This is a genomic window from Alteromonas sp. DY56-G5, assembly GCF_041414725.1.
Taxonomy (GTDB): Bacteria; Pseudomonadota; Gammaproteobacteria; order Enterobacterales; family Alteromonadaceae; genus Alteromonas; species Alteromonas macleodii.
In genome coordinates this window covers 1-25,640 of the sequence record NZ_JANHZQ010000046.1, presented here as the reverse complement: position 1 = coordinate 25,640, position 25,640 = coordinate 1, and the positions used below count along the sequence as shown (strand labels likewise).

The following is a 25,640-nucleotide window of genomic DNA, read 5'->3' as shown; positions in this document are numbered from 1 at the left end:
AAATTAGCTGTCAGCGCCCTCTGACGAAGCCTCGTTCTTTTCGTCACTGGCTGTTTCATCGCTAACGTGCGTATCTTTAGCCGTAGCCTGTGCGGTTGATTTAAGCGCCATAGGCTCACCAAGGCGTGTAACCATACCAGGGGCGAGGTCTTCAAAATCAATCATGTCTTTTTCGAAACACACCACAATGGTCGAACCTAGCTTGAAGCGGCCTAGCTCAGCACCTTTTTCAAGGAAAACTGCTGCTTCACTGTCTTTTTCATATGACCAGTGCTGAACGTTTTTACCCGCAGGTGGGGTAACCGTGCCAGCCCAGACAGTTTCAATGCTTGCCACTATGGTAGCGCCCACAAGCACCATCGCCATTTTGCCTACAGGCGTGTCGAACAGCGCCACGACGCGTTCATTACGTGCAAATAGACCTGGAATATTTTGTGCTGTAAGAGGATTTACCGAAAAAAGTTCGCCCGGCACATACAGCATATCAGTAAGTGTGCCCTCAACAGGCATGTGAATTCTGTGATAATCACGAGGGGCAAGGTAAATGGTAGCAAACTTACCATTTTTAAATGGCGCAGCTACGTCAGGCTTGCCACCTAATAATGTAGTTAGGCTAAAGTCATGGCCTTTCGCCTGAAAAATACTGTCGCTATGGATATCGCCAAACTGACTTACCGTACCGTCAACAGCATGGATAAGTACGTCATTGTTTTCGTCAATGGTGCGCGCTTCAGGTTTAAGAGGGCGGGTGAAGAACTTATTAAAGCTTCTATAATGCTCTGGTTCCTCATGCAGCGCTTCTGACATATCAACATTGTATTGCTTAATAAACGCCTTGATGAAAAATGTCGTAACGCTACCCATTTCTGCTTCTGCAAGTTTGCCTACAAGGCGTGAAAGCAGGTGCTTTGGTGTAACGTATTGTAAATTAACTTTAAGCCAATCTAACACAAAATATCTCCGTTTCTTTTATGCAAGCAATAACGCATTGCATAGATAGCGTTATTGTATAGTAAGTCGTGGTATTAAGAGCAACTTTAGGGTTATGAGTGCTTACACAAAAGCATAAGCACGTGGTTCACACCAAAAGAATAAATCGCCGAGTTAGTGACGGCTATTACGCGTAAGTAGTGCGTGTACTTCTTCGGTCGCTCCAATGAGTTTAGCGCTCCAGTGAGGTTGAAACCTAGTGGCAGTTGTTACGCCCCAGGAGGCTGGCTGTGACTAGGGCGCTGCTCTTCCATGGTGGTTAATATTCTATGGTAGCTGTCGAAGCGTTCTGCGCTAATTTTTCCTTCTTCTACAGCTTCTCTTAGTAAGCACCCCGGATCATTTAAGTGCTTGCAGTCTCTGAATTTGCAGCCGCCCAAATAATCTCTGAACTCAATAAAGCCCCATGTAATACGTTCGGTAGGAATGTGCCACAAGCCAAATTCACGTACTCCTGGGGAATCAATCAAATCACCGCCGGCTGGCAAGTGAAGCAATTTGGCCGCCGTCGTTGTATGTTGACCTAGTCCCGAGTTATCTGAAATATCGCCGGTTAATTCATCGGCGTCTGGCAGAACTTGGTTTATAAGGCTCGATTTACCTACGCCGGACTGCCCTACGAAAACGCTGATGTTATCGTTAAGGTATTCATTGAGTTTGCTAATGCCTTCACCGGTTTTGCAACTGGTGAAAAGCACTTCGTAGCCTAAGTTTTCGTACGTCTTAAGCTGTTCTGTGACGGTTGCGCGTTCCTCTTCACTGAGCAATTCTACTTTATTAAGGACAATCAGCGGCGTGATGCCTATGTCTTCACAGGCAACGAGATAACGGTCGATAATATTCAGTGAAAGGGTGGGTAAAATAGCGCTAACCACTATAATACGGTCGATATTCGCGGCAATGGGTTTAATACCGTCGTAATAATCTGGGCGAGTCAGGACGGAGTGCCTGTCTTTTACAATTTCAATAACCCCACTTACACCTGACTCAGTGTCATCCCCTTTACTGAAAAACACCTTGTCACCACACACTACAGAGTCTACCGTGCGGCGAATGTGGCAGCGAGATACTGCGCCGTTTGCGTCTTCAACGTCGGCGTGTTTACCAAAGCGACCGATTACCGTACCGCTTTCTAGCGTGCTTTCATCAAGGTTCGCCGCGCCCTTTGATGCGTGCTTTTCACGCAAGCGCTTGCTTCTATTTGCTGCAACTTGTCGTTTCTGTCGTTGTGTAAGTTTTGGTTTTTTCGCCACGATTCTTTTCTAGTTTCACGTATACTATGTCAATAATACCGTTTGTAGGGCATGGTTGCCATGTCTGTAGCGCAAAGAGGAAAGTAATGAGTAAACACGACAGTAACCTTGTTTGGATAGACATGGAAATGACAGGGTTAGATCCTGAAACCTGTGTAGTAATGGAAATCGCAACCATTGTTACCGACGCACAGCTGAATATTTTGGCTGAAGGGCCTGTAATAGCGGTACATCAAAGTGATGACGTGTTAAATAATATGGACGAGTGGTGTACACGAGTTCACGGTGAAAGTGGATTAACTGCACGTTGCCGAGAAAGTAAAATAAGCGTTGAAGAAGCATCAGCGCAAACTATTGCCTTTTTAGAGCAATGGGTAGATGCAGGCAAGTCACCGCTATGTGGAAACACCATAGGGCAGGACAGACGCTTCATGGTTAAGTACATGCCCGAGCTTGAAGCTTACTTCCACTATAGAAATATTGATGTAAGCACAATAAAAGAACTAACGCGCCGCTGGAAGCCTGAAATTTTAGACGGTTTCGAAAAGAAAGGCGTACACCTAGCGCTTGATGATATTCGCGAGTCTATTGAAGAAATGCGCTATTATCGTGAGAAAGTGTTTACGATTTAGGCATTCAAACATTGAGGTGCAAAAAAAGTAGAATTAAAGGTTGCGTTACCCCAAAATTTTTGTAAAATGCGCACCACTTCAAACGAAGTACCTCTTTTGTTGCGGGAATAGCTCAGTTGGTAGAGCACGACCTTGCCAAGGTCGGGGTCGCGAGTTCGAATCTCGTTTCCCGCTCCAAATTTTAATCTAGGTCTCTAGATTGCCTATAAGATGCACAGCATCGACTCTATGCGGGAATAGCTCAGTTGGTAGAGCACGACCTTGCCAAGGTCGGGGTCGCGAGTTCGAATCTCGTTTCCCGCTCCAAATTTTCAAACATCACGAAAATCGAAACATCAGCAGATGTATTGATGCGACCCCTTGAAGGGCCCGCGACCGAGTGTCGGCCAGTTAGCAAATCTCGTTTCCCGCTCCAAATTTTCAAACATCACGAAAATCTAAACATTAGCAGATGTATTGATGCGACCCCTTAAAGGGCCCGCGACCGAGTGTCGGCCATCGCTTCACAAAGCATTCAAATTAGTTTTTGCTACAAACCATAACCTCTTATTTCACTGAAAAGCACCGTGCATACTTGCTCAAGAATCGGCAAGTCGTCAGCGCTGAAAAACGGTTTAAGACCTACTTATTTAAATATACAAGGTGACCTAATTAACTGCGTAATCTTAAATTTATACGAAAGTATAAATTTGCTTGCGCTTATTGCTTCAGCGCCGATTCTGTCTGTCTTTACGCACCGTTGTGAATCCTTATTCATGACTCTTTGCACCTTCCTAGTGCGGTGCCGCCTTGATTTCAACCTAGTTCTCAATAAATCTACATTTTACGAGCTCTTTTGCACATTAAATGTGCATTCGAAAGCCGTTAGTTAAGTCTTTTTGAATATTAAATAGATTTTAGTGGGTAAATATGCATAATGCGCCGTTTTTTAGCGGTAGTTTCACTGTTTACTTGCTTTTTGATAGGCACACCATTTGCAAAATGCATTATGTAAAACGCAAATTGAAAACATATAAAAATAACCATCGCTTTTAGACTCCTCAAAAGTGCCGTAAAGAGCACTCTGGAACGAAAAAGTAATACTTGGAGAAACACACATGGCTTTTGGTTCATCAAAGCAAAACAATATTTCTGCACTAGCAATTGCAGTAGCATCTGCACTTACTGTTAGTGCATCTGCGGTTCAGGCTCAGGAAGAAGCCGCTGTTGAAGAGAAGGATGTCGAAAAAGTAGTTGTAACCGGTTCTCGCGTTGCTCAAGACTCCTCCCTGGAAGCAGCGAGCCCTGTTCTTGCCATTAATGCTGGTGATATCAAAACATCTGGTCAAATAGATTTAGGTGCCATGTTGCGTGAGTCGCCTCAACTACAGGCGTCACTGCCGGGGTCTTTTTCTGCATTTAATGGAACCCCACTAGGAGCAAGCTTACTGGACTTACGTAATCTAGGTAGTGAGCGAACCTTAGTTATGGAAAACGGTCGACGACATGTTTCAGGTATTGAGGGTACGGGCTCTGTTGATGTAAATACCATCTCTACTGCTTTACTTAGAAACGTGGAAGTCCTCACTGGTGGTGCCTCAGCTGTTTACGGCGCTGATGCGGTAACCGGTGTTGTCAACTTTAATATGAGAAACGGAGCCTCGTTCGACGGGCTAGAGCTTCGCACTCAAACAGGTGTGACTGACGATGGTGACGCAAATGAATTCTTTTTATCATTGGCCAACGGCTTTTCTACAGATAAAGGTGATTTAGTATTCGCGGTTGAATACCAAGAAACAAGCCCAGTGTATGCTAGAGATAGAGACTTCGCAGGCTCTGGTCTATATACACAAGTAGCTAATACAGAGGCTACTCAGAGTGCATTTGGTATTGATTCACGCTTCAAGAATACTTGGGTGCCAGATTACAGACTTCCAATTTCAAGTGACAGAGGTGTAATTTCATTAACTGGCAGTGCGTTTGGAGATGTCGCTGGATCTGGCGGCGTGCTAGGTTGCGGCACTATCGGAACGTCCATGTTTCCAACGTGTCAGGTAGTGGGTGAAGACGGCACCTTACGTGCCTACAATCCCGGCGATGTTTATGCTGGACCTTTCGATGCGAGTGGTGGTGATGGTGTACCGGGTAGTCCCGACGCTGAACTTATCCTTCCAGAGTCTAAAAGAGTATTAGTACAGGCAGTGTCAAATTACGAACTAAATGAATTCGTAAATTTCTTTGTAGATGCCAAATTCGTATTTAGCTCGACTAAAGAAACTAATCAGGTGAATGGTTTCAATGACGATATTCCAATCTCCCTAGACAATCCGTATATTCCTGCAGCTCTACTGTCTCAAATTAATGAATTACAAGCAGAAGGTGAATCACCAAGCTTGGTAATGTCCCGCGATGTTCTTGATATAAACGCTAATTAAAACCCAGAAGCAGAACGTAAAACGTATCGTATTGTTACAGGCTTCGATGGTTATATCCCTAACACCGCTCTAGAGTACGAGGTTTTCTATAACTACGGTCGAACTGATGCCGACATTACTTCGAACTTGCGCATAGAAGACAGATACTTCGCTGCTATTGACGCTGTAACAGATCCAGCAACTGGCAATGTTGTTTGTCGCTCTGACCTTGACAGTTCTGCGCTTCCTCCTACGTCGCCGTTTCCATCTGCGAATGCGAATTTTGGATTCTTAACTTTCCAGCCTGGTGATGGTTCTTGTGTACCAGTGAATTTGTTTGGAAAGGATTCAATCAGCGCAGAAGCGGCTAACTTTATATTCCAACCTGGCACTGAGCAGAACGATATAACGCAAGAGAATTTCTTGGCAGTAGTATCGGGTGACTCTTCTGATTTATTCGAGCTTCCGGCAGGCCCTGTTATGTTTGCTCTTGGTTACGAATGGAGAAAAGAGTCAAGTACCTATACGCCAGATCCATATTCTGCAGCAGGCTTAACCTTTGGAACATTAGACTCTCGTAACGGCCCAACCAATCCTTCTGACGGTGAGTACGATGTTTCAGAATACTTTGTAGAAGCAACTATACCTTTACTAGAAGGTGTCGATTTCGCTGAGCGATTAGAGCTGCGCACTGCATACAGAAGCTCAGACTACGACCCATATGGTACGCATGACGCTTGGACGATAGGAACAGTATGGTCACCTGTTGATACATTTAGTATTCGAACGACCTTCTCTGAAGCGGTACGGGTTCCCAACATTAATGAAGCCTTCGCACCTACATTTGCGGCTTCACTTGGTGCAGGAGATGACCCTTGTAACCAAAACTTAATTAGTGCGGGCTCTGAGTTCAGGGAGGCGAACTGTATTGCACTGATTGGCGACGCGGTAGCTGATGGCACTTATGATTCTACTAACTTCCTGTCAGCGTTTGTTTCTGGTTCAACGGGCGGTAACCCAGACCTTGATCCTGAAGAAGCAGAAACCATCACGATTGGTACAGTGTGGAGACCAGATACAGAGCTCGACGGTATGCTGGAAGGTTTAGTAGTGACGCTAGACTACTATAATATTGAAATTGATGGCCTGATTGATAGCCTTACTGGTTTTGACATTGCATCTAACTGCGTAGACGCGCCAACAATCAACAACCAATTTTGTGACGCAATTGACCGTGATGCTACGAATGGATTTATCACAGATTTTCGTTCAGGGTTTATCAATCTTGCAGCGGTTGAAACATCTGGTATTGATTTCCGCATAGATTATGGCTTTGAGTTGGCTAAATTAGTCGACACAGACGGAAGAATTGAATTCACTATCAACGGAACAAACTTCCTCAAAAATGATGAAGTAAGGGATGTGAGTGCACCTGACGAAGTCACTGATGTTCTTGGAACATTTGGGCGACCAGAGTGGATCGTAAACATGAGTGCAGACTATATAATTGGTGAACTCGTTGTTGGGTGGAGAGGACGCTACGAAGGAAGCCAGCTACTTCCTGGGCTAGAAAACCAGGATATCGAGAGTGATCCTGATTTTATCAGTCAAACTCACACTGGCTCTGCGTTGGTGCATGATTTTTCTGTTTCATACACTTTTGAAGATAGCCTAGAAGTATATGGTGGTATCAATAACGCGTTTGAGGAAGATCCTTACCTTGGCACATTGTCGAGACCGGCAGGACCTAGAGGACGCTTCTTCTACCTAGGCGTAAATTACACAATGTAACGTCTACACAGATATCAAAAAGCAGCTTTTTAGCTGCTTTTTTTATATCTCTAAATAGGAATTTATTTGCATCACTACTTCGTTGGGATTATGTTAATGCAACTTCCTCTGGTCTAACCAGTGGCGCGGATTTAATAATCACTCGAAAGATAAAAAGCTCCCAACTATCAGCGTGAACAACTATGTCAAAGAATTACGTACTAAATACATATAACAAATTTATGAAGCTGCCCTTTGGCAAGAAGCTATTTAGCTGGTACTCAGCGCGCAGGGCACCTTATTTTTCTACCGTTTCACCACTTATCTCAGACATTAAACCAAACTACTGTGAAGTGCTTATTAGTAAACGTAAAGCGGTAGAAAATCACATTGGAACGGTTCACGTTATTGCTATTTGCAATGGTCTGGAAATGGCCATGGGGTTTATGTGTGAAGCATCCATACCTAAAAACCTCAGGTGGATCCCAAAGGGCATGGAAGTAAAGTATCCGGCGAAAGCAGACTCAGATATTCGTTGTGTAGCAGAAGTGCCAGCTGACGCATGGAAGCCAGGTGATTTACCTATTTCTGTTAAGGCGTATAACGCTGAAGGCACCGTGGTCGTCGAAGGAACCATTACGGTTTGGGTAAGCGAAAAACGCTGATATCACGCTTATAATAAAAGGCCGCGCTTGCGGCCTTTTTTATGCTCTTTTAAAACATTCAATATTAAGTTTTTACTACAGCTACTTTTCTGTTTGACAGAAAATAAAAATCCAACTAAGAATAACCTTGAAAGCGATTAAGGCGCTATATCAGTAGTCTATTTCATTCAACAGTTGGTGTTGCAATTTTGTCTGTGTTTACAACGCAGGTATTAGCGGTGGAAGAGGTTAAGATGTCTGTAATCACAAAAGAGCAAGTCGCAAGAAAACCCTTTATAGATAAGAAAAATTACCCGTACGGCTTTGCCCGTTCAGGAGATTTTTCAATTAATGAAAGTAAGCTTCTTCAGGCTCATGGTAGTTTGTTCGCTGCACTAGTGGACGGGAAAATTACGCCAGAGAATGATGAAGAACAAGCCTATTTAGAATCGGCTCTTGGTCATCGTGACCCTGCAACACCGCAAGAGAAAGCGTGGTTGAAATACCAAGCCAGAATAAACCGTCCAAAAACAGCAAGTATTTATGGCTCTAAGCGTGCTGCTGAACAAGATGTTGACGATGACGACGATATAAGCGATAACAGTGATCTTGATATCGACCTCGATGATTAAGCTTATGCCTTTATGCATCTAAAACGTGTAAAGACGCCTCTCTTAAAGCAACTATGTTTATTGTTTGCGCTGTTAAAATCGTGTAAATAAATATCCTATTTTCTGTCAAAATTACACTTAAGTCGAAATATTTATCCTAATTATTGCGAATATTGGGATATATATCTCACTTTTACGCAATTTGGTGTTTTATCTTCCTATTACCTTAGATATAGTCGGGGCATCGTCAACGTACGCTGACAAACCCCCCAACCCATTACAGGAGAAAGCACTGTGAAAATGATGTCGGGCGCAGCCATGGTGGTTGAAGCGCTAAAAGATGTAGGAGTGACACACGTGTTCGGTTACCCAGGTGGTGCCGTATTAGACATTTATGATGCGTTATTTGCGCAAGATGATGTCAAACACGTCCTCGTACGTCATGAACAGGCAGCCGCCCACATGGCGGATGGTTATGCACGTTCAACTGGCAAAACCGGCACAGTGCTCGTCACATCAGGTCCAGGCGCTACGAATACTATTACAGGTATTGCTACTGCATATATGGACTCTATTCCGATGGTTATTTTATCGGGACAGGTGCCGTCGAAGCATATTGGTGAAGACGCATTCCAAGAAACTGACATGGTGGGGTGCTCACGCCCTATCGTTAAGCACAGCTTTTTGGTAAAGCGCGCGGTTGATATCCCAGAAGCGATTGCTAAAGCTTATTATATTGCCAACACAGGTCGTCCTGGCCCGGTGGTAGTAGATTTGCCAAAAGATATTGTGAACGTAGCAGAAGAACACCCGTACGAGTTCCCAACTGACGTGACCATGCGTTCTTACAACCCAACTGAAAAAGGCCATCCTAAACAGGTCAAAAAAGCAGTTGAGTCGCTACTTAAAGCAGAACGTCCCGTACTGTATGTAGGCGGTGGAGCTGTAGCTTGCGATGCGTCTGCAAAGGTTATTGAATTAGCCGAGAAGCTTAATGCACCGGTAACTTGTACGCTAATGGGCCTTGGTGCTATGCCGGGTACACACAAGCAATTTATCGGCATGCTAGGTATGCACGGTACGCTTGAAGCGAACAAGACCATGCATAATGCCGACTGCATCATTGCACTAGGTGCACGTTTTGATGACCGTGTTACTAATAACGTTGATAAGTTCTGCCCACATGCGGATATTATTCACGTTGATATTGACCCAGCATCGATTTCTAAAACCGTAAATGCGCATATTCCTGTAGTAGGTTCGGTAGATAAAGTACTTGATCAAATCTTAAGTCAGGTAAATAAGAAAGACTTATCAGGTCAAAGCGAAAAGCTGGCCGATTGGTGGCAACAAATTGAAACCTGGCGCGCTCGTCAGTGCTTAAACTACGCACAGGGCGAAGAGGTAATTAAGCCTCAGCGCGTTATCGAAGCCTTGTACAAACACACAGACGGTAAAGCCTACGTAAGTTCTGACGTAGGTCAGCACCAAATGTTTGCTGCGCTTTATTACCCTTATGATAAACCGCGTCAGTGGATCAACTCAGGTGGTCTTGGCACCATGGGCTTTGGTTTACCGGCTGCAATGGGTGTGCAGTTTGCGCACCCAGGTTCAACCTCTGTGGTAGTAACAGGTGACGGCAGTATTCAAATGAATATTCAAGAGCTATCTACTTGTTTGCAGTACAACCTGCCTATCAAGATTATCTCATTGAATAACCGTGCCCTAGGTATGGTTCGTCAGTGGCAGGATATGATTTATAAAGGACGTCACTCACACTCTTACATGGATTCAATGCCTGACTTTGTGAAATTGGCAGAAGCTTACGGACACGTGGGCATTAAAGTAGACAAGCTTGACGAGCTAGACGCAGCAATGGAGAAATGTTTCAGTTACACAGATCGCTTAGTGTTTATGGACATAGCAGTAGACCAAAACGAACACGTATATCCAATGCAAATTAAGTTTGGCGCAATGGATGACATGCGCTTAAGCAAGACGGAGCGAACCTGATGAAACGTATTATCTCTGTATTAATGGAAAACGCCCCTGGCGCACTATCTCGTATCGTTGGTGTATTCTCACAACGTGGTTACAACGTCGATTCACTGTGTGTGGCACCAACCGACGACGCGAGCCTTTCGCGTCTAACGATTATCACGCACGGCGACGACAAAGTCATAGAGCAAATTACTAAGCAAGTGAATAAGCTTATTGATGTGCTAAAAGTGGTAGACCTTACTGAAGGTACGCACATTGAACGCGAACTTATGCTGATTAAAGTCGCGACTCGCACTGAGTCGGTACGTGCTGAAGTGAAGCGGAATTCTGACATTTTCCGTGCGCGTATTGTGGATGTGAACGTAAACAACTACACCATTGAAATTACGGGCACCACAGATAAGCTAGATGCATTTGCCACGACTATGGGGCAGTGTGCTGAAATTATCGAATCATCGCGCACCGGTGTGTGTGGGCTTGCTCGAGGTGATAGGGCGCTTCGTCCTTAAATTGAGTTGCGTAAACATCGACTCAATACTTCATAGTTAATAAACGAAAAAGGGCGCTTGCGCCCTTTTTCTTGTTAAAGAGCAACGTAGTGCGATGCAAAGTTTGTCGTGTAGGTTTAGTTATTCAAACGTGCCTTTGATCAAAGTCCTGCCATGCTGAACCAGCTGCCTGCCTTTAGCGATAACGTGAACAATATCCAATGTTTCCCTCTCGCACAGCACAATGTCGGCGTCACATCCAACATCGATTTTTCCCTTGCGATGCAGCTTAAGTCTCTTGGCGGGGGTGCTACTGACAACCGAAATGGCGTTCTCTAGTGATACATTGTGTTTTAATACCAGAGCTTTAAATGCGTCAAATAAACTTCCTACTTTACCCACTTCTAAGCCCACAAGCTGGCCATTATCATCGAATACTGGAAGGCTAGCGTTTCCGTCTGAGCTCATGCTTAAACAGCTTGCAGGTACACCCTTATCTAGGCAATAGGCAACGGCCTCTGCAGCGGGTATTTCGCCCTCTTCAATAAATTGCTCGTTGGTGCTGGTGGTCATATCAATAACACCGCCTTTCTGTGTCCAAGCGATTCCTGCATCTAACAAACTTTGGTTTCTATTGATGTGAGTTGGATAGAACTGGCTTGCCGGAATATCTGTACTATCAACAACGTCATGCAAAACAGAAAGTTGGCGCTCTCCGTCGCCAGTGTGAATGTAAACAATACCTGCTTTGCCAGAAATCATGCCGCCAGTTCGTGCTTGTGCTGCAACCTCTGCAAGCGCCTGGACAGTCGGCTCGGCAGCTCTATGATCGGCAATTGCGACTTCTCCGACCCCGATCATACAGTCGATTAGCACAACGTCATCAGTAACGTTGCCTGTAATGGTGCGAGCCGGAAGGTGGTAGGAGCCAGTGTAACAATACGCACTGATCCCCTCAATGTTTAGGCCTTTTGTCTTAGCCACTAAATCAGGAAGTGTTCGCGTAGTTGCATCGGTACCTAATGCACCAATGACGGTTGTTACGCCATGTAAACTTGCATCAGTCAGCGACATTTGAGGCGTACGTGTGTGAAAGCCACCCTCGCCACCGCCACCAGAAATATGCACCAGACTGTCAACAAGGCCTGGCAGCGCAATCAAATTACTGCCGTCGATAATGTTTAAAGAAGGTGAATGCATCGAAATGTTGGGGGCAGTATGTGCAACTGCATTGTTGGCGATAAGAATGTCGACTGTGCCTTGTGGCGAAGGCGAGTAGCACTCTACATTTTTGATAAGCGTTAGCATTTAAGAAAAACCTATGAGAACGGCGGTGATAACAGTGAGCGACGCAAGTGTGAAAAGGCCGGCGCAAAACTTTGCAATAAATTTTACCCATGTTGTCCAACTTACGCCAGCCACACCTAAACAGCCTATCAGCGAAGCAGAAGTTGGAATAATTAAGTTAGTTAGGCCATCGCCTAACTGAAAGGCTAGTACCGCAACTTGGCGAGTCACGCCCACAAGATCTGATAGCGGCGCCATTAGAGGCATAGTGATTGCAGCCTGTCCTGATCCAGAGGCAATAAAAAAATTGAAGATGCTTTGAAACAACAGCATGAGCCAAGCGCTCATTACAGAACCGGTTTGCGCTAATGTATTACCAGTGTGATGCAGCAAGGTGTTTAGCACAGAAGGTGAAGTCACCTCGTCACCGCCAAGCACTAATACAATGCCTTTGGCCATACCTACAATGAGGGCGGCAGGCAGCAGCGATTGTGCACCGCTAACAAACGCCGCACTGATATCGTTCATGCGCATACGTCCACCAACCCATGCAATGGCACCAATCAGAATTCCCATACAAAAAAACTGTGAGGCAATTTGTGGAATATAGTAAGCATGAACAATTACTCCCCACATTACCCAGTAAATACAAGCAAAAAAGGCGATCAGAATAAGTTTGTCGGTAACGGAAAAATGCTGCTCAGTGAGCTCATTTGTTCATGCGGTAGATGACGTGAACTCTAAAGAAGACGTCTGTTTGCTTACTGAAGCTGCATCGTTAAATGCTTGGTTACTATTTTTTAGCTGCTTTGCATAACGTAAAGTGAAGATTAAGCCAAAAACGGTAAACATAGCCCATATGGCCATGCGAAAATATTGGCCCGACATTAACGGCACATCAGCAATGCCTTGTGCTATAGCAACAGAGAAAGGGTTCATCCAGCTTGTAGCAAAGCCGATTTGCGTAGCCACATAAGTGACAAGCACCGCCATGATGCCGTTATAGCCCATGGCTGTCATTAGCGGCACTAGCACAATACAAAATGCAATGGCTTCCTCACCCATTCCAAATATCGCCCCACCTAATGAGAACAGCAAAAATAAAGCAGGGAGCAAGAGATTATCGGCGTGTTGGTAGCGTTTTATCAACGCCATAATACCGTTGTTGATGGCGCCTGTTTGCATCACTATGCCGAAGGCGCCGCCAACGATAAGAATAAAAGCGATAACGCCGACTGCAGCGCCCCATTTGTCGCCCGAGACCATGCCATCAAAGGCATAATTAGCTATTCCCGTTTTGTTGCCTGTGCCATCGAATAACACAAAGCCATGGCTTTCTTCTGCATATCTGAAGCTATCGGCATCGAGCACGGTTTTAATGTTGCCGTCTGATGTGGTGATATTTTTTGTGTCAAAGGTACCAGCAGGAACAAGCCAAGACACTAGCCCTGCAAGCAGTATTACAAAGAATAAAATTACGAATGCATCAGGCATTCGCGATGTTGAAGGTGAATGTTGCAACCTTACCTCCGAAAGTGAAGAGGGCTTAACGCCCTCTGTTATCACTTAGTGAAAATAGTAACTAAACGCAAGTGTGTAGCGCGTACCAAATGGGTCATGGTTAAAGGCATCAAAACCTCTACCTGAGCCATAAGCCGTAGGGGCATCTCGGTCAAATACGTTGTCAACAGTAAGGCGCAAGTCAGCATTCTCAAAGTAATAGCCAGCGCTGAGTGTTACGGTAGTCCAGCTGCTTACATCGCGGGTATCATCTTCATCTTCAATGGCGCCCAACTCGATTAACTCATCGATTTCTCTGCTGCGTAAACGAATGATATCGTCGTCATAGCTGCCAGTATAGAAAACGTAAGCACCTACGTACCAATCCTCTTGAACATAGAAAAGTTCAGCTGTAGCAACAGTTTCAGGATAAAGGAAAGTGCCCGCTAATGACTCAATTTCATCAGAGCCAGGTCTATTGCGATCGTAGGTCAGGTAGTGAGTACCAGAAAATCCTAGCTCCAACGTGCCACTATTTAACTGAAAGTCATGGTCTACGTCCCAGTCGATACCTTCGAGTTCTTGAGTGCCCGTATTATCAAGCAATAAAATATGATCTCTAAACAGCGGTAACTCATCAAAACGCGGGTCGTCAAATTCAACCCAAGCGTTAAGAATTTCAGTTAAGTTAGCGCCCTCATCTTCAATGGTATTCCCTGCGCTATCGGTAACTAAACACAGGTCTTTCAAGTAAGAAATGCCAACCTCTCCCTCATCCAATACACCGCAATGGCGAAGTGAAGCATCGGTAATGGCACGGTCTAGAACCCCCGTCATGTTGGTATCAACAATGTCTTCGTGATCGAAGGTCCAGTAATCAACCGTAATCGTGGTGTTGTCAGTTGGGCTATAGGCAAAGCCAAATGAGTACGTTTCAGACTCTTCAGCGCGCAGCGCTGGGTTACCAAGTTCAAGTACGTTATTGCCGCGAACGCTACCTTGCCCCTCGCAGTACAAATCTGCAACGGCGTCGTTCGCTGAACAGTCGAAAGATGCGCGAGTCGTTCGCAGCTGCACGCCTGCTTGAGTCAAAGAAGGCGCACGGAACGCTGTAGACCACGAGCCGCGAAGTACTAAGTCATCAATAGGGCGGTAGGTGAAGCCCACTTTTGGATTAAACGTGCTGCCAAAATCATTGTAGTCGTCAAAACGACCCGCAAGACTAATATCTAACTGATCGGTAATAGGAACAAAGAGTTCAGTAAAGACGCCCATCTGATTTCTGTCTGCCGCTGAGGCACTTGAACCGAATCCAAAAACATCGACAAGAAAGCTATTTTCCGCTCTCGCTTGTGAGTCTAAAGACGGCAAGTCAGTGATTTCTTCCCGTCTGAATTCAACCCCAGCTGCTAGCAAGACAGCATTGCCATTCCACTGCGCTATTTCACCGTTAATTTTGGCATCTAGGCCGAACATTTCGCTGGTTCCATCACGAGTGGGGCGTGCTTGTGTTAGGCCCAAGATAGCGTCGTTTTGCGCATCGCCTACTAGAAAAGGGTTATAGGCAGGTAACAGTGCGCCGCTGCCACAGCTTAAAATATCGTTTGTGCTGTCATACTGCGCAATCTCAACCGTATCACAGAGCTCTCCGTGAACGGCGGCTGTATATAGATAGCGGTTGTAGATACCTTGTGTTGCAATCTGTTCAGACTCACTGCGAGAGTAAAGGGCGCCAGCCTCCCATTCCCACTCACCAAAGTACCCCTGTAAAGACGAAACTAGGCGAATGGCGTCAGTTTCTATTTCGACGGTACGTGGGGATACAAATCGAGCATCGTATTGAAGACCTTCAAGTTCACGACCTGCAACAGTATCAAAGGAGCCTATGAACAAGTTGTCAATAATTGCGTTACGCGCGTCGTCCTCAAGTACGTTAAGAGCATCGAGTTCTATCCATGCTCCTTCTTCATCGTTTACCTGATTAATCGGTGATGGTGTAGAGAACGACGTTGATTTGGTATGCGAGGCAAGAAGATCTGTCCGCCACGTAATGTCGTTACCTTGATAGGTATAGGTGAAGCCTCCTGACAAGGTTTCTAGCGGCGTTTCGAAATAGTCATCTTCATTGGCATAATAGGCACAAATTTCCTCATCGAGCTCCGTTATTGTAAGCTCATCAGGACAGTTAGGTGCGGGCATTTCATAGCGGTCTAATGTGCTATCAAAGTAAATGTTGGGCTGCCCTTTAGAAAGATATGAGTAACTACTTTCCAAAATAGGATCGCGTGTTTGCGAAAAGTCGGTTGCCCTTATCGCTTTTCTATCGAAGTAGTCAAAAAACGCCGTTAAATTACTGCCGTTATCAAAATTTTTACCCCACAGCATTTGAACATTGAAGGCACCATGGTCGTTGCCGTTGGTGGTGTTCTCGTAATTAGTTTGAAGCTCTAAGCCTTCATAATCGTTTTTGAGAATATAATTAATAACACCTGCAACGGCGTCTGCACCATAAATCGCCGATGCACCCGTTGCTAGCACCTCTACGCGCTCTACTGCAGAGGCAGGAATGCTATTGATATCAACAAAATTTTCAGTGCCAGAAGCGAATGAGCTTGCTGCAATTCTGCGTCCGTTCACAAGCGTTAATGTTGAAGAGGGCCCAATGCCTCGAAGTGACGCTGCCGCTTGACCGGGTGGTGTAGAGGTAGACGTCGCCCCACTTTGGGTGGTGTCAAATGTACCAACGCCTCCACGGGTTTGCGTCACCGTGCGCATTAGCTCTGAAATGGTAGATGCGCCTGTGCGTGCAATATCTTCTGAAGTTAGAATAGTTAGCGGCTGCGCACCTTCCATATCCGCACCGCGTATATTACTGCCGGTGACCTGAATGCGCTCTACAACTTCTTCTTCGCTCGTTTCTTGTGCTGATACAGATTGCGCAAACACAGCGCCAGATATACAAAGCGATAGGTAGCTTAGCGTGCCAACAGACACACCTAATTTGTGAACTAACGTCGATTTTTTCATTATTGTGATCCCCATAACGCGCACGGTCTAATGCCGCTTTTTGCGCGATTCAACACTTGTTTAGATAAAAATTTGCTGCAAGGCGCAGCGTGACCGCTTCAATGAATTGAAGGGCGCAGGAGCTACTCGTCGAACCACTCCGACAAGTAAAAGTTTTGATAGCGATAGTTGCCTAGGTTGGCAGCTTTCTTAAGCATTTATAAAAACCAGTGTTGTGACGAATTATGCACTTCGTCTGAATCAAATACTGTTATACGGCGTGAACTTTACCGTTGACATTAATAATTAGTTAACACTACGGTGAATAAAAGTCAATCAATTAAATGTTCCGTTGGTTTTAATGAAAGTTATTTTTTTGCGCGCAAATTTTTACTGTTTTAAAGCTAGATTAAAAGCACCGCTTCTATCGCTTTTTTATGTTTATCTTTCTGTATTTTCTATGTTTTGTTATGGGTCTTCAAACCTTGTTTTGGCGGGAGGAGCACTAAAAACATGTTCAAGTATGTCAAAACAAAACTGCACATCACCGTCGACGTTTTTGTCGGGGAAAGCGGAAATTTTGTACGAAATAAATCAGCAGTCACTACTTAGATATCAAAATTTGGCGAACAAATACTCACAAAACAATGATTTTTTATATTCAAAATTAGTGAATGTATATTCATCTGGGGGTGAGCGGTTATATTCAAAAAATGCGCTGATAGATGCCCTCAATGATGCCGGGTTATCAAATAGCGATATTCGTTTCCTTTCTGATACTGACTACTTCATTTTGTTGGACTCCTTAGAAGCGCAGCAAACCGATGAGCTAGGCAATCGATTGCAAGAGCAAGTATCGTTAGCAAATACGAAAGGTAGGGCGTCAGTTGATATCTATACCGCATTTATTGAAGCTGCACATGCGAAACGACAAGCTAAAATTGCAGAAAAGGTGAACGCCGACACATCCGTTCGAACGACTATCGGCATTGTAACGGCATCGTCTCGAGACCCATTTGAAGCGGTAGACTTTTACGAGGGCGTTTTTCAACAATTCGACGTAGATGTAATTTGGATCCCATTAACTCCCGCTTTTCAACAGGCCGTTTACGTTGAAAGTTTTAAAGGCCAAGGCTGTAACAAGTTAGCATTTTTTAGAGCTCAGCATTCGCTGTTTGACAAAGAGAGGTTATACCCTGAGCGTACGAGCAAACAACGCTCATGGTGTGAAGACAACCAGTTGGCCATAAATACACTATCTAGTCTCGATGGCTTATTTTTCAACGGCGGAGACCAAAGTAAAACCCTTGCTGCGCTAAGTACTCCAACAGGAAAACCCAGCGACTTTCTTATTGAACTGCGTGATCTCTGGCGAGACGATCAGCTAGTAGTAGGGGGGACCAGTGCAGGAACAGCAGTACAGGCTGGTGGATACAACAATCATCGACCTGTTCCCATGTTAACAAGTGGAAATTCGATGGGCGTCTTATCCGGTGGTGTGTATGGCGTCGATCCCACATCACAACGCTGTGAGAACAGCGCTCAATGTGAAAATCAACTAACAGATGGCGCAATGACTATCAACCCTGCCGGCGGTTTAGGGCTTTTCAATTTTGGCTTACTTGATACTCACTTTTCAGAACGTGATCGCGAAGTCCGTCTGATCGCTGCTACAGCATCAAGCGGCCAATCGTTTGGCTTCGGTGTCGATGAAACTACGGCGTTGATGGTCGACGCAAAAGCGCCCTTTGAAAACGTGTCTTTCACGGTATTGGGCGAAGGCGGGGTGTTTATTGTAGATATGAGCAAAGGTAAAGAAGATATCACGCATTCTCGTAATGGCTCCAAACGCATAATTGCAGGTGAGGCGAGTTACTTACCAGCTAAGACTTCCGGACAAATAACATCGGGTGAGCTGAAACTCACAATTGAATCATCGGAAAAGCCAGCTTCTTTCAAACGCAACGAACAGGGAAAATGGCGACAGGAATCGGGCAACCTTTGTCGTTCTAAAGGCATGATTCGCTGGCAAAATGGTGGGAATATTCACGTGTTGCAGCCTTCAGAGGCCTCGCGCTTTCACAAACTGCGTTATTGTGCTTATAGCAAGGTTCCGTTTGTAATTTACGATTAGGTTGTGTTTAAGTATCGCGCCCATAGTAGGCTTCTACGCGCAGGGCTACGCCGTATGAGGTTTTAAAATCCTCTTCACGTAGCCATAAAACGAAAGGCTCTACCTCAAAGAATAGCCAATCGCGCAGCATGTTGTTACGCCACCTAAACCCGCCATAGACTTCTTCTACGCGAAAGTTGGGTTGGCTAAGCCCTTCCACCATAAAGTGAGGAATAACGGCGTTATGTTGATCTACCGAAAACAAATGGTGGACCTCGTGACGCCATAGCCAGTCGTTGGTATCGTCGCGGTAGTAGTAGCGATTATTTTGTCGAACCAGGTGCTTTTTATTGATTTCGTATTGAAAAGCGACGCCCACCTCCGCACCCAAACGGTCACGGGTGTAATAGTAAAGTTCGGCGTCGTATAGCATGGCCCATTGTTTAGAAAAGGCAAAAGCATCTCTGTATCGGGTCATCGCATAGAGTTGGTCGCGGCGACCAGCACCAATTCTAAATGAGTAGTGAGAGTCTTGCTCAGGACGAAAGCGAAGCGCGATGGTCGTTCGATCGCGGTTGTTATTGCCGGTATCCCTCGCGGCTCGTATTGTGTTGTTCTGTGTCTCGTCTTCGTTATCACTTAATAGTAAATCAACGCGTTCTTTTAAAGCCGGTAGGCGAACTCTTACCCTGAAGCGCAAATCCGTATCCGAAAGCATGCCACTTCTTGGCTCCCATGCAAGTTGAACACGGCCTTCGGCTCTGGCTTCCTTCTGTCCTGAAGCACCTATTTCATCTGAACTTTCAAACAAACCATCAAGCTGTTTTACGGTGAAGTCCATGGTGTCGGTGAAGCTACGCTGCCAAATATCAAACCATTGCTCATTAGGTATTGAAGCAGGTAAGGAGTGTGTACTTTCTTTTGTCGAGTTAGCGCGGTTAGAGAGCGTATTTTCTGGTCGAGCAATATCCCGATAGGTTATACCTACACTGGTCGCATTTACGGGGGAGTTCAACGTGTCAGCAGCTGAGTCAGGTGCAACAGGTAAAGCGAGCAATAAATGGCAATAGACCACGGTAAGGCATAGCATTGCTCACTAACTCCTTGTAAAAATTAGCATAGTTGAATGTTTCGACCATTCGCATTGGGGATATACAGAGCATGGATTGTCCCAACCAAAACGTCAATCTTTATTCATTGAAGTAAATATTCAGGTGAAAGCATCAGCAGGCAATGGCATACTGTGCCAATCGATGTAAGGGAGATTATTTTTATGGGTGGTATTAGTGTTTGGCAGTTGCTGATCATACTGGTTATTGTGGTGCTTTTATTTGGTACGAAGCGTCTTAAAGGTATAGGTACTGATTTAGGCGGCGCAATCAAAGGCTTCAAAAAAGCTGTCACCGAAGAAGACAAAGACGCAGACTTTGAACAAAAGAAGCAAGTTGAAGAAAAGTCAGCAGCAGAGCCTGTTTCAACTAAGACGCAGAGCGACGTTAAAGAAAAATCCTAATGTTCGATATCGGCTTTTGGGAGCTATTGGTTATCGGTGTACTGGCGTTACTTATTTTAGGGCCAGAAAGATTACCGGGTGCCATGCGCTCAACTATAAATACAATTCGTAGCGTGCGTAATGTAGCAACGGGCTTTAAGCAAGAAGTTGAGCATCAGTTGCGCGTGCACGAGTTGCATGAAAATTTGAAAAAAGCAGAGCAGCAAGGGCTTAAAGATCTTTCACCTGAACTTGAACAAAGCGTCGATGAGCTAAAAAAAGCTGCAGAGTCGGTTCAAGAACCTTATAAAAAGCAATAGATGTCTGACGCTAATAACCTTATTTCTCATTTAATTGAATTGCGTAGCCGTATTCTCAAAGCCCTTTTGAGCGTACTTATCGTCTTCATTTGTCTTGCGGCGTTTGCGCAAGACCTTTATAAGCTATTGGCGATGCCATTGCTTGAAGCCTTACCTGAAAATGCGAGCATGATTGCAACCGACGTTGCATCACCTTTCTTTGCTCCGTTTAAACTTACACTGGTGTTATCGTTTTTTATTGCTATTCCCTACGTGCTCTATCAAGTATGGGGGTTTGTGGCTCCGGGTTTGTACAGAAATGAAAAGCGCCTGGTAGCGCCTTTACTACTTTCCAGTACGCTGCTGTTTTACGCAGGAATGGCGTTTGCCTACTTTGTGGTATTTCCAATAGCGTTCGCGTTTTTTACAAGCGTAGCACCTGAAGGTGTAACGGTAAGTACAGATATATCCAGTTATTTGAACTTCGTCTTGAAACTGTTCTTTGCATTTGGGGTCTCATTCGAGATACCGATAGCCATTATCTTAATGTGCTGGACTGGGGTAACGGATGCTAAGTCTTTACGAGCCAAGCGCCCGTACGTGGTTGTTGGTGCATTCGTGGTTGGCATGTTGCTAACACCGCCAGATGTTATCTCTCAAACATTATTAGCTATTCCAATGTGGTTGCTGTTTGAAGTAGGGGTTATTGTTGGAGGATTTTACGCGGGTAAAACACCAAAAGACGATACATCTACTGAAACAACAGACAACACATAGATGTCAAAAAAAGAAAGGAATAAAAATGAAAACCCGACTGCTATCTCTTGCCACTATTCTGTGCGCGTTTGGGGCGTTTAATGTACAAGCTGAGACAGTTGCTGATGCATTGGAGAAATGTCGCAACACGGATAATAGTTTAAAGCGACTTATGTGCTATGACAGCGTCGCGAAATCACTCAACAAGTACGAAGGTTCAGACGCTCAGATTGAGCAACTACAGGCCTACAAGAGCAACAATGGTAATCAGATGAAGCCTCGCCCAGCGCCTGTCGCTCAGGGACAAGTTCAAGCCTCTGAACCTAAGAATGACTTTGGACTTGAACATAAGCGAGATTTGTCTGACGAAGCTTCTGAGATTGCGGTCACTATCGCTTCGATCAAGAAGAATGTGCGTGATAAGCATGTTATAACTTTCAGCGATGGTTCTGTATGGCAGCAAACTGATGGAACCTATATGAAGCTTAAGGAAGGTCAGTCGGTAGCCGTAGAAAGGGGCTTATTGGGTGCATTTTTCTTAAGTGTAGAAGGGCTTAACAAGCGCATGAAAGTGAAACGCGTAAAATAAATGCGTTGGTTTGATGCTGGCGTCAACTTGCTTGATAAGCGATTTGACGCCGATGAAGTTATACAACGAGCAAAAGATGCAGGGGTAGAAAAACTCTGCATTATCACCACGCACCCCAGTGAATGGGACGCCGCAGTAGCGCTATATAATAAGTATCCAACCCAATGCTGTTACACTATCGGTGTCCATCCTCACAATGCAAAAGATGTCACGCCAAGTGATTACAAGCGGTTACGCGAACTTGCACAACAGAATGGGTGTGTTGCAATTGGTGAATGTGGTCTGGATTTTAATCGCAATTTCTCACCACAGCCCGTTCAATTGGCAGTGTTCGAAGCCCAGTTAGACATTGCGGCTGCATTAGACTTACCCGTGTATCTACATGAAAGGGATGCGTTTGACGAACAAGTCGCGTTATTAACCGAGTATATGCCTCGTATAAAAGGTGGTATTGCCCACTGTTTTACTGGGAATGCAGAGCAGGTTCAGCACTACCTTGCGCTGGGGCTTTATATTGGTATTACTGGCTGGGTATGTGATGAGAAGCGAGGCGAAGCACTACGCGAAGCCGTGAAGTCTATACCTTTAAACCGTCTTATTCTTGAAACAGATGCGCCTTATCTGTTTCCCAAAACCCTTCGACCGAGAAAACGTAATAACGAACCTGCTTTTCTACCCCATATCGCTAAACAATTAGGCGAATATCTGCAAGTTGAGACTGATAAATTACGTATTAGCAGTTATGCTAATAGCTGTGAGTTGTTTTCTCTCAGCTAAACATAGGTTTATATGCAGACAAATCTGAAAGCGATGCGCAAGTATGATGCGGGTCTTATTCTAATCACCCTAGTGGCCGTCGTTGCATTTGTGTCTGTGTTGTTTAGTTTGTCTCCTAACACCAGTGCAACACCACGTTTCTCGCAGCTTACTTATCTCAATGTAGATAATGGCAATGCGCTCGATTTTACTACCATTACTCAAACGCCGCTTACCGACTGGACACCAATATCTTCACCCATTAACTTGGGTATGAACACAAACGTACATTGGTTTTCAATGGTCATTGCGCCAACACAAAGCAATGAAAGTCGATTTCTATTGCACATCGACTATCCCCTTTTAGATAGTTTAGACGTTGCGATTTACAGCCAAATAGGCAGCACGCCTATTGCTACTTATTCAGGTGGCGATGGCCTGCACTTTGACAACCGGCCTGTTTCTCATGTGAAGCCACTATTCCCCCTACCAGTAAGCGCTCAGTCGCAGCGGGTGATTATTCGAGTACAAACCTCTGGCAGCGTACGCCTTCCTATTCGTATATGGGAAGAAACAGAGTTTATTGCCTATACATCAAGCCGTAACCTGGCATTGGGGATATTTTTTGGCATCTTGGTAGCAATGGGCGTGAGTAACGCATTTTTAACGGTAACGACAAGTAACGTGTCGTTCCTTTATTACTCTGGCTATGTAATGAGTTTGGCGCTTATATTGGCGACGTTACACGGCTACGGCTTCTCCTATATGTGGCCGGGAAGCACATGGTTTCAAGGTAAAGCAATTCTTGTGTTTGCTAACGCGACTATTATGTTTGCGGCGATGTTTACGCGAAGCCTACTACCTATTAGAGCCCACAGCGTAAAGCTAGATAAAATCACACAGGCAATCAGTTGGGTGTGCGGGTTAAGTATAATCCTCGGCCTTATCTTGCCTTACTCATTCATGATAAAGGCGTTCCTGTTACTGCTTAGCCTCATCGTTATTTTTACTCTTGGGTTAGGTATTTGGCTAACGCTCAAAGGGGTGGTCGTAGCACGTTATTTTACCATTGCTTGGGGTTTTCTATTAATTAGTGGGCTAAGTGCGAGCCTTGATAACGTTAATATTATTCAGTTGCCTATTTCGTCAAATAACCTGCTGATCATTGGTGGCGCGGTTGAAACGCTCATCTTGGCACTTATCTTAGCGATTAATTATAGCCACAGTCGCGATGATCTCATTGAGGCGCAGCAGTTCGCGCTAGAGCAGGAAAAACAGGCAAATACGGCCAAAGAGAATTTACTTGAAGTACAAAAGCGTTATCAAGATGACCTGGAGTATAAAGTACAAGAACGCACGTTAGAGCTAGAAATTACGTTACGCGAATTGTCTGAAGTAAACCAAGAACTGGAAAGGTTAAATGCAATAGATCCGCTCACGGGAGCGCACAACCGTCGACATTTCGATAAGCGTCTGCGTTCTGAAGGGCGACGCAGTAGACGTGAGCAAACACCATTATCTCTCATCATTGTTGACGTGGATCATTTCAAGCAAATTAATGATAAACACGGACATGATGGTGGTGACGCTTGCTTAATTCACGTGACCAATGTCTTTCAGAAGCACATCCATCGCCCTACAGATGACTTGTGTCGCATAGGTGGTGAAGAGTTTGCCATTATATTGCCTAATACCGATCTTGAAGGCGCTTTTCACGTTGCCGAAAATATGCGAGATAGCCTTGAGTCGACCCCACTTGATTACGAAGGGGAAACCATTAAGCTAACTGCAAGCGCGGGCGTTTCTACAACCATTATTATTGATGAAGAGCACGCGCAAAATCTTTTCAAGTTCGCCGACGAATGCCTCTACGAAGCCAAGGCTGCGGGCCGCAATACAGTAATACATAAACATTTACAGGAAAAACTATGACATCTTCACCTTTCCCTCAAAGAAGAATGCGCAGACTACGCGCCAAAGATGCTTTAAGAGGGCTTGTGGCAGAGCACCGTTTAACCACTGACGATCTCATTTACCCTGTTTTTGTACTACCCGGTGAGAACGCACGAGAAGCCGTACCTTCTATGCCTGGTGTGGAAAGACTTTCTATCGATTTGCTAGTGCAAGAAACGGCGAAATGGGTAGAGCTGGGCATTAGAACGATTGCGCTTTTCCCTGTGACACCTATGTCTCTTAAAACCGAGTGTGCAAGCGAAGCGTTCAATCCTGAAGGGCTTGCTCAGCAAGCTATGAGAGCGCTCAAAAAGGCGTTTCCTGAAGTAATGCTGATGTCTGATATCGCATTAGATCCATTTACGTCTCATGGTCAAGATGGCCTCTTAGACGAAACTGGTTATGTGATGAACGACGAAACAGTCGAGGTGCTCATTAAGCAAGCGTTATCGCATGCTGAAGCTGGCGCTGATATTGTTGCGCCTTCTGACATGATGGATGGGCGCATTGGCAGTATCCGAAAAGCACTTGAAGAAGCAGGTCACATCAATACGTGTATTATGGCTTATTCTGCTAAATACGCGTCTGCGTACTACGGTCCATTTCGTGATGCCGTCGGCTCCGCTGCAAATATAAAGGGCGGCAACAAGAAAACCTATCAAATGGATCCTGCCAACACCGATGAAGCACTCCACGAAATTGCGCTTGATATAGAAGAGGGCGCTGACATGGTAATGGTGAAGCCAGGTATGCCGTATTTAGATGTTGTGCGTCGTTGTAAAGACGAATTTAAAGTACCGACATTCGCCTATCAAGTAAGTGGCGAGTACGCTATGCATCAAGCTGCTTTTGCTAATGGTTGGCTAAATGAAGACGCGGTAATCCTAGAATCGTTATTAGCGTTTAAGCGCGCTGGCGCAGACGGGATTCTGACTTATTTCGCTCCGCAAGCTGCTGCGCTTTTAGCGAAGCAAAACGACAAGTAATACCAACAACCAAAGGTTCGACAACAAAAAAGCCGTGCAATGCACGGCTCAGACTGTTGAAAAAGCCCTAGACGAAAGTCTGGGGCTTTGATCTAATAGGCATAGTGAAATTCGGAGTGTT

20 protein-coding genes, 2 tRNA genes and 1 pseudogene are annotated in these 25,640 nt (G+C 45.0%); 17 read left to right on the top strand and 6 right to left on the bottom strand.

Features of this window, described 5'->3' with window-relative positions:
* Positions 1-3 precede the first annotated feature (3 nt).
* Entirely contained in the window at positions 4-951 is a 948-nt protein-coding gene (gene asd, locus NO989_RS17950) for an archaetidylserine decarboxylase (protein ID WP_239218066.1), read from the bottom strand.
* Positions 952-1,199: 248 nt separating this feature from the next.
* Positions 1,200-2,243, bottom strand: a complete 1,044-nt coding sequence (gene rsgA / locus NO989_RS17945; protein ID WP_371342966.1) for a small ribosomal subunit biogenesis GTPase RsgA — start codon at positions 2,241-2,243, stop codon at positions 1,200-1,202.
* A gap of 86 nt (positions 2,244-2,329) precedes the next feature.
* Between rsgA and orn the strand changes: the two genes are divergently transcribed.
* The 9 genes from orn (at position 2,330) to ilvN (ending at position 10,803) form a co-directional block, all read left to right on the top strand.
* Positions 2,330-2,875 (top strand): oligoribonuclease, encoded by a 546-nt coding sequence (gene orn / locus NO989_RS17940; protein WP_014948078.1) that lies wholly within the window; start codon positions 2,330-2,332, stop codon positions 2,873-2,875.
* 101 nt (positions 2,876-2,976) lie between these two features.
* Positions 2,977-3,052 (top strand) — tRNA-Gly (locus NO989_RS17935).
* 53 nt (positions 3,053-3,105) lie between these two features.
* Positions 3,106-3,181, top strand: a tRNA-Gly gene (locus NO989_RS17930).
* Between the two features lie 791 nt (positions 3,182-3,972).
* A complete protein-coding gene (locus tag NO989_RS17925) occupies positions 3,973-5,289 on the top strand; it encodes a TonB-dependent receptor plug domain-containing protein (protein ID WP_371342965.1) in 1,317 nt (438 codons plus the stop codon).
* A 126-nt stretch (positions 5,290-5,415) separates the two neighbouring features.
* A complete protein-coding gene (locus tag NO989_RS17920) occupies positions 5,416-7,059 on the top strand; it encodes a TonB-dependent receptor (RefSeq protein ID WP_371342964.1) in 1,644 nt (547 codons plus the stop codon).
* Positions 7,060-7,241: 182 nt separating this feature from the next.
* Positions 7,242-7,703, top strand: coding sequence for a hotdog fold domain-containing protein (locus NO989_RS17915; protein WP_101563384.1), 462 nt, complete (start codon positions 7,242-7,244; stop codon positions 7,701-7,703).
* Positions 7,704-7,936: 233 nt separating this feature from the next.
* Positions 7,937-8,314, top strand: a complete 378-nt coding sequence (maoP, locus tag NO989_RS17910) for a DUF413 domain-containing protein (protein WP_069943639.1) — start codon at positions 7,937-7,939, stop codon at positions 8,312-8,314.
* Between the two features lie 273 nt (positions 8,315-8,587).
* On the top strand, positions 8,588-10,306 hold the full coding sequence (locus NO989_RS17905) for an acetolactate synthase 3 large subunit (RefSeq protein ID WP_039225051.1): 1,719 nt from the start codon (positions 8,588-8,590) through the stop codon (positions 10,304-10,306).
* Positions 10,306-10,803, top strand: a complete 498-nt coding sequence (gene ilvN, locus NO989_RS17900) for an acetolactate synthase small subunit (RefSeq protein ID WP_014975513.1) — start codon at positions 10,306-10,308, stop codon at positions 10,801-10,803. Before NO989_RS17905 ends, ilvN begins: the two co-directional genes overlap by 1 nt.
* A 120-nt stretch (positions 10,804-10,923) precedes the next feature.
* Here the strand turns inward: ilvN and iadA are convergent, their stop codons facing one another.
* The 3 genes and pseudogenes from iadA to NO989_RS17885 form a co-directional block, all read right to left on the bottom strand.
* Positions 10,924-12,090: a beta-aspartyl-peptidase gene (iadA, locus tag NO989_RS17895; RefSeq protein ID WP_371342960.1), complete on the bottom strand. Its 1,167-nt coding sequence runs from the start codon at positions 12,088-12,090 to the stop codon at positions 10,924-10,926.
* Positions 12,091-13,563: pseudogene (gene yfcC, locus NO989_RS17890) on the bottom strand (putative basic amino acid antiporter YfcC).
* Positions 13,564-13,635: 72 nt separating this feature from the next.
* The gene (locus tag NO989_RS17885) at positions 13,636-16,596 is read right to left on the bottom strand and encodes a TonB-dependent receptor domain-containing protein (RefSeq protein WP_014975516.1); all 2,961 of its coding nucleotides are present in this window, start codon (positions 16,594-16,596) and stop codon (positions 13,636-13,638) included.
* A 502-nt stretch (positions 16,597-17,098) separates the two neighbouring features.
* Here NO989_RS17885 and NO989_RS17880 point away from each other — a divergent pair.
* Positions 17,099-18,709 carry a cyanophycinase gene (locus NO989_RS17880; protein WP_232300906.1) on the top strand — a complete coding sequence of 537 codons (1,611 nt, stop codon included), beginning with the start codon at positions 17,099-17,101 and terminating at the stop codon, positions 18,707-18,709.
* Between the two features lie 7 nt (positions 18,710-18,716).
* Here the strand turns inward: NO989_RS17880 and NO989_RS17875 are convergent, their stop codons facing one another.
* Positions 18,717-19,778 (bottom strand): hypothetical protein, encoded by a 1,062-nt coding sequence (locus tag NO989_RS17875; RefSeq protein WP_014975518.1) that lies wholly within the window; start codon positions 19,776-19,778, stop codon positions 18,717-18,719.
* A 177-nt stretch (positions 19,779-19,955) separates the two neighbouring features.
* Here NO989_RS17875 and tatA point away from each other — a divergent pair, with 177 nt between their 5' ends.
* The 7 genes from tatA to hemB are packed head-to-tail and all read left to right on the top strand — an operon-like array spanning position 19,956 to position 25,519.
* Positions 19,956-20,201 carry a Sec-independent protein translocase subunit TatA gene (tatA, locus tag NO989_RS17870; RefSeq protein WP_230633705.1) on the top strand — a complete coding sequence of 82 codons (246 nt, stop codon included), beginning with the start codon at positions 19,956-19,958 and terminating at the stop codon, positions 20,199-20,201.
* Positions 20,201-20,500 carry a Sec-independent protein translocase protein TatB gene (tatB, locus tag NO989_RS17865; protein ID WP_014948087.1) on the top strand — a complete coding sequence of 100 codons (300 nt, stop codon included), beginning with the start codon at positions 20,201-20,203 and terminating at the stop codon, positions 20,498-20,500. Before tatA ends, tatB begins: the two co-directional genes overlap by 1 nt.
* Complete coding sequence (tatC, locus tag NO989_RS17860) at positions 20,501-21,256, top strand: twin-arginine translocase subunit TatC (RefSeq protein ID WP_014948088.1); 756 nt, start codon at positions 20,501-20,503, stop codon at positions 21,254-21,256.
* Between the two features lie 25 nt (positions 21,257-21,281).
* Positions 21,282-21,824, top strand: coding sequence for a hypothetical protein (locus NO989_RS17855; RefSeq protein WP_014948089.1), 543 nt, complete (start codon positions 21,282-21,284; stop codon positions 21,822-21,824).
* Positions 21,825-22,601 (top strand): TatD family hydrolase, encoded by a 777-nt coding sequence (locus tag NO989_RS17850; RefSeq protein ID WP_278343523.1) that lies wholly within the window; start codon positions 21,825-21,827, stop codon positions 22,599-22,601. It begins immediately after the preceding gene.
* 12 nt (positions 22,602-22,613) lie between these two features.
* Positions 22,614-24,512 carry a diguanylate cyclase gene (locus NO989_RS17845; RefSeq protein WP_283617498.1) on the top strand — a complete coding sequence of 633 codons (1,899 nt, stop codon included), beginning with the start codon at positions 22,614-22,616 and terminating at the stop codon, positions 24,510-24,512.
* Positions 24,509-25,519 carry a porphobilinogen synthase gene (gene hemB / locus NO989_RS17840; RefSeq protein ID WP_039225046.1) on the top strand — a complete coding sequence of 337 codons (1,011 nt, stop codon included), beginning with the start codon at positions 24,509-24,511 and terminating at the stop codon, positions 25,517-25,519. The genes NO989_RS17845 and hemB overlap by 4 nt, the downstream gene beginning before the upstream one ends.
* Positions 25,520-25,640: the final 121 nt, after the last annotated feature.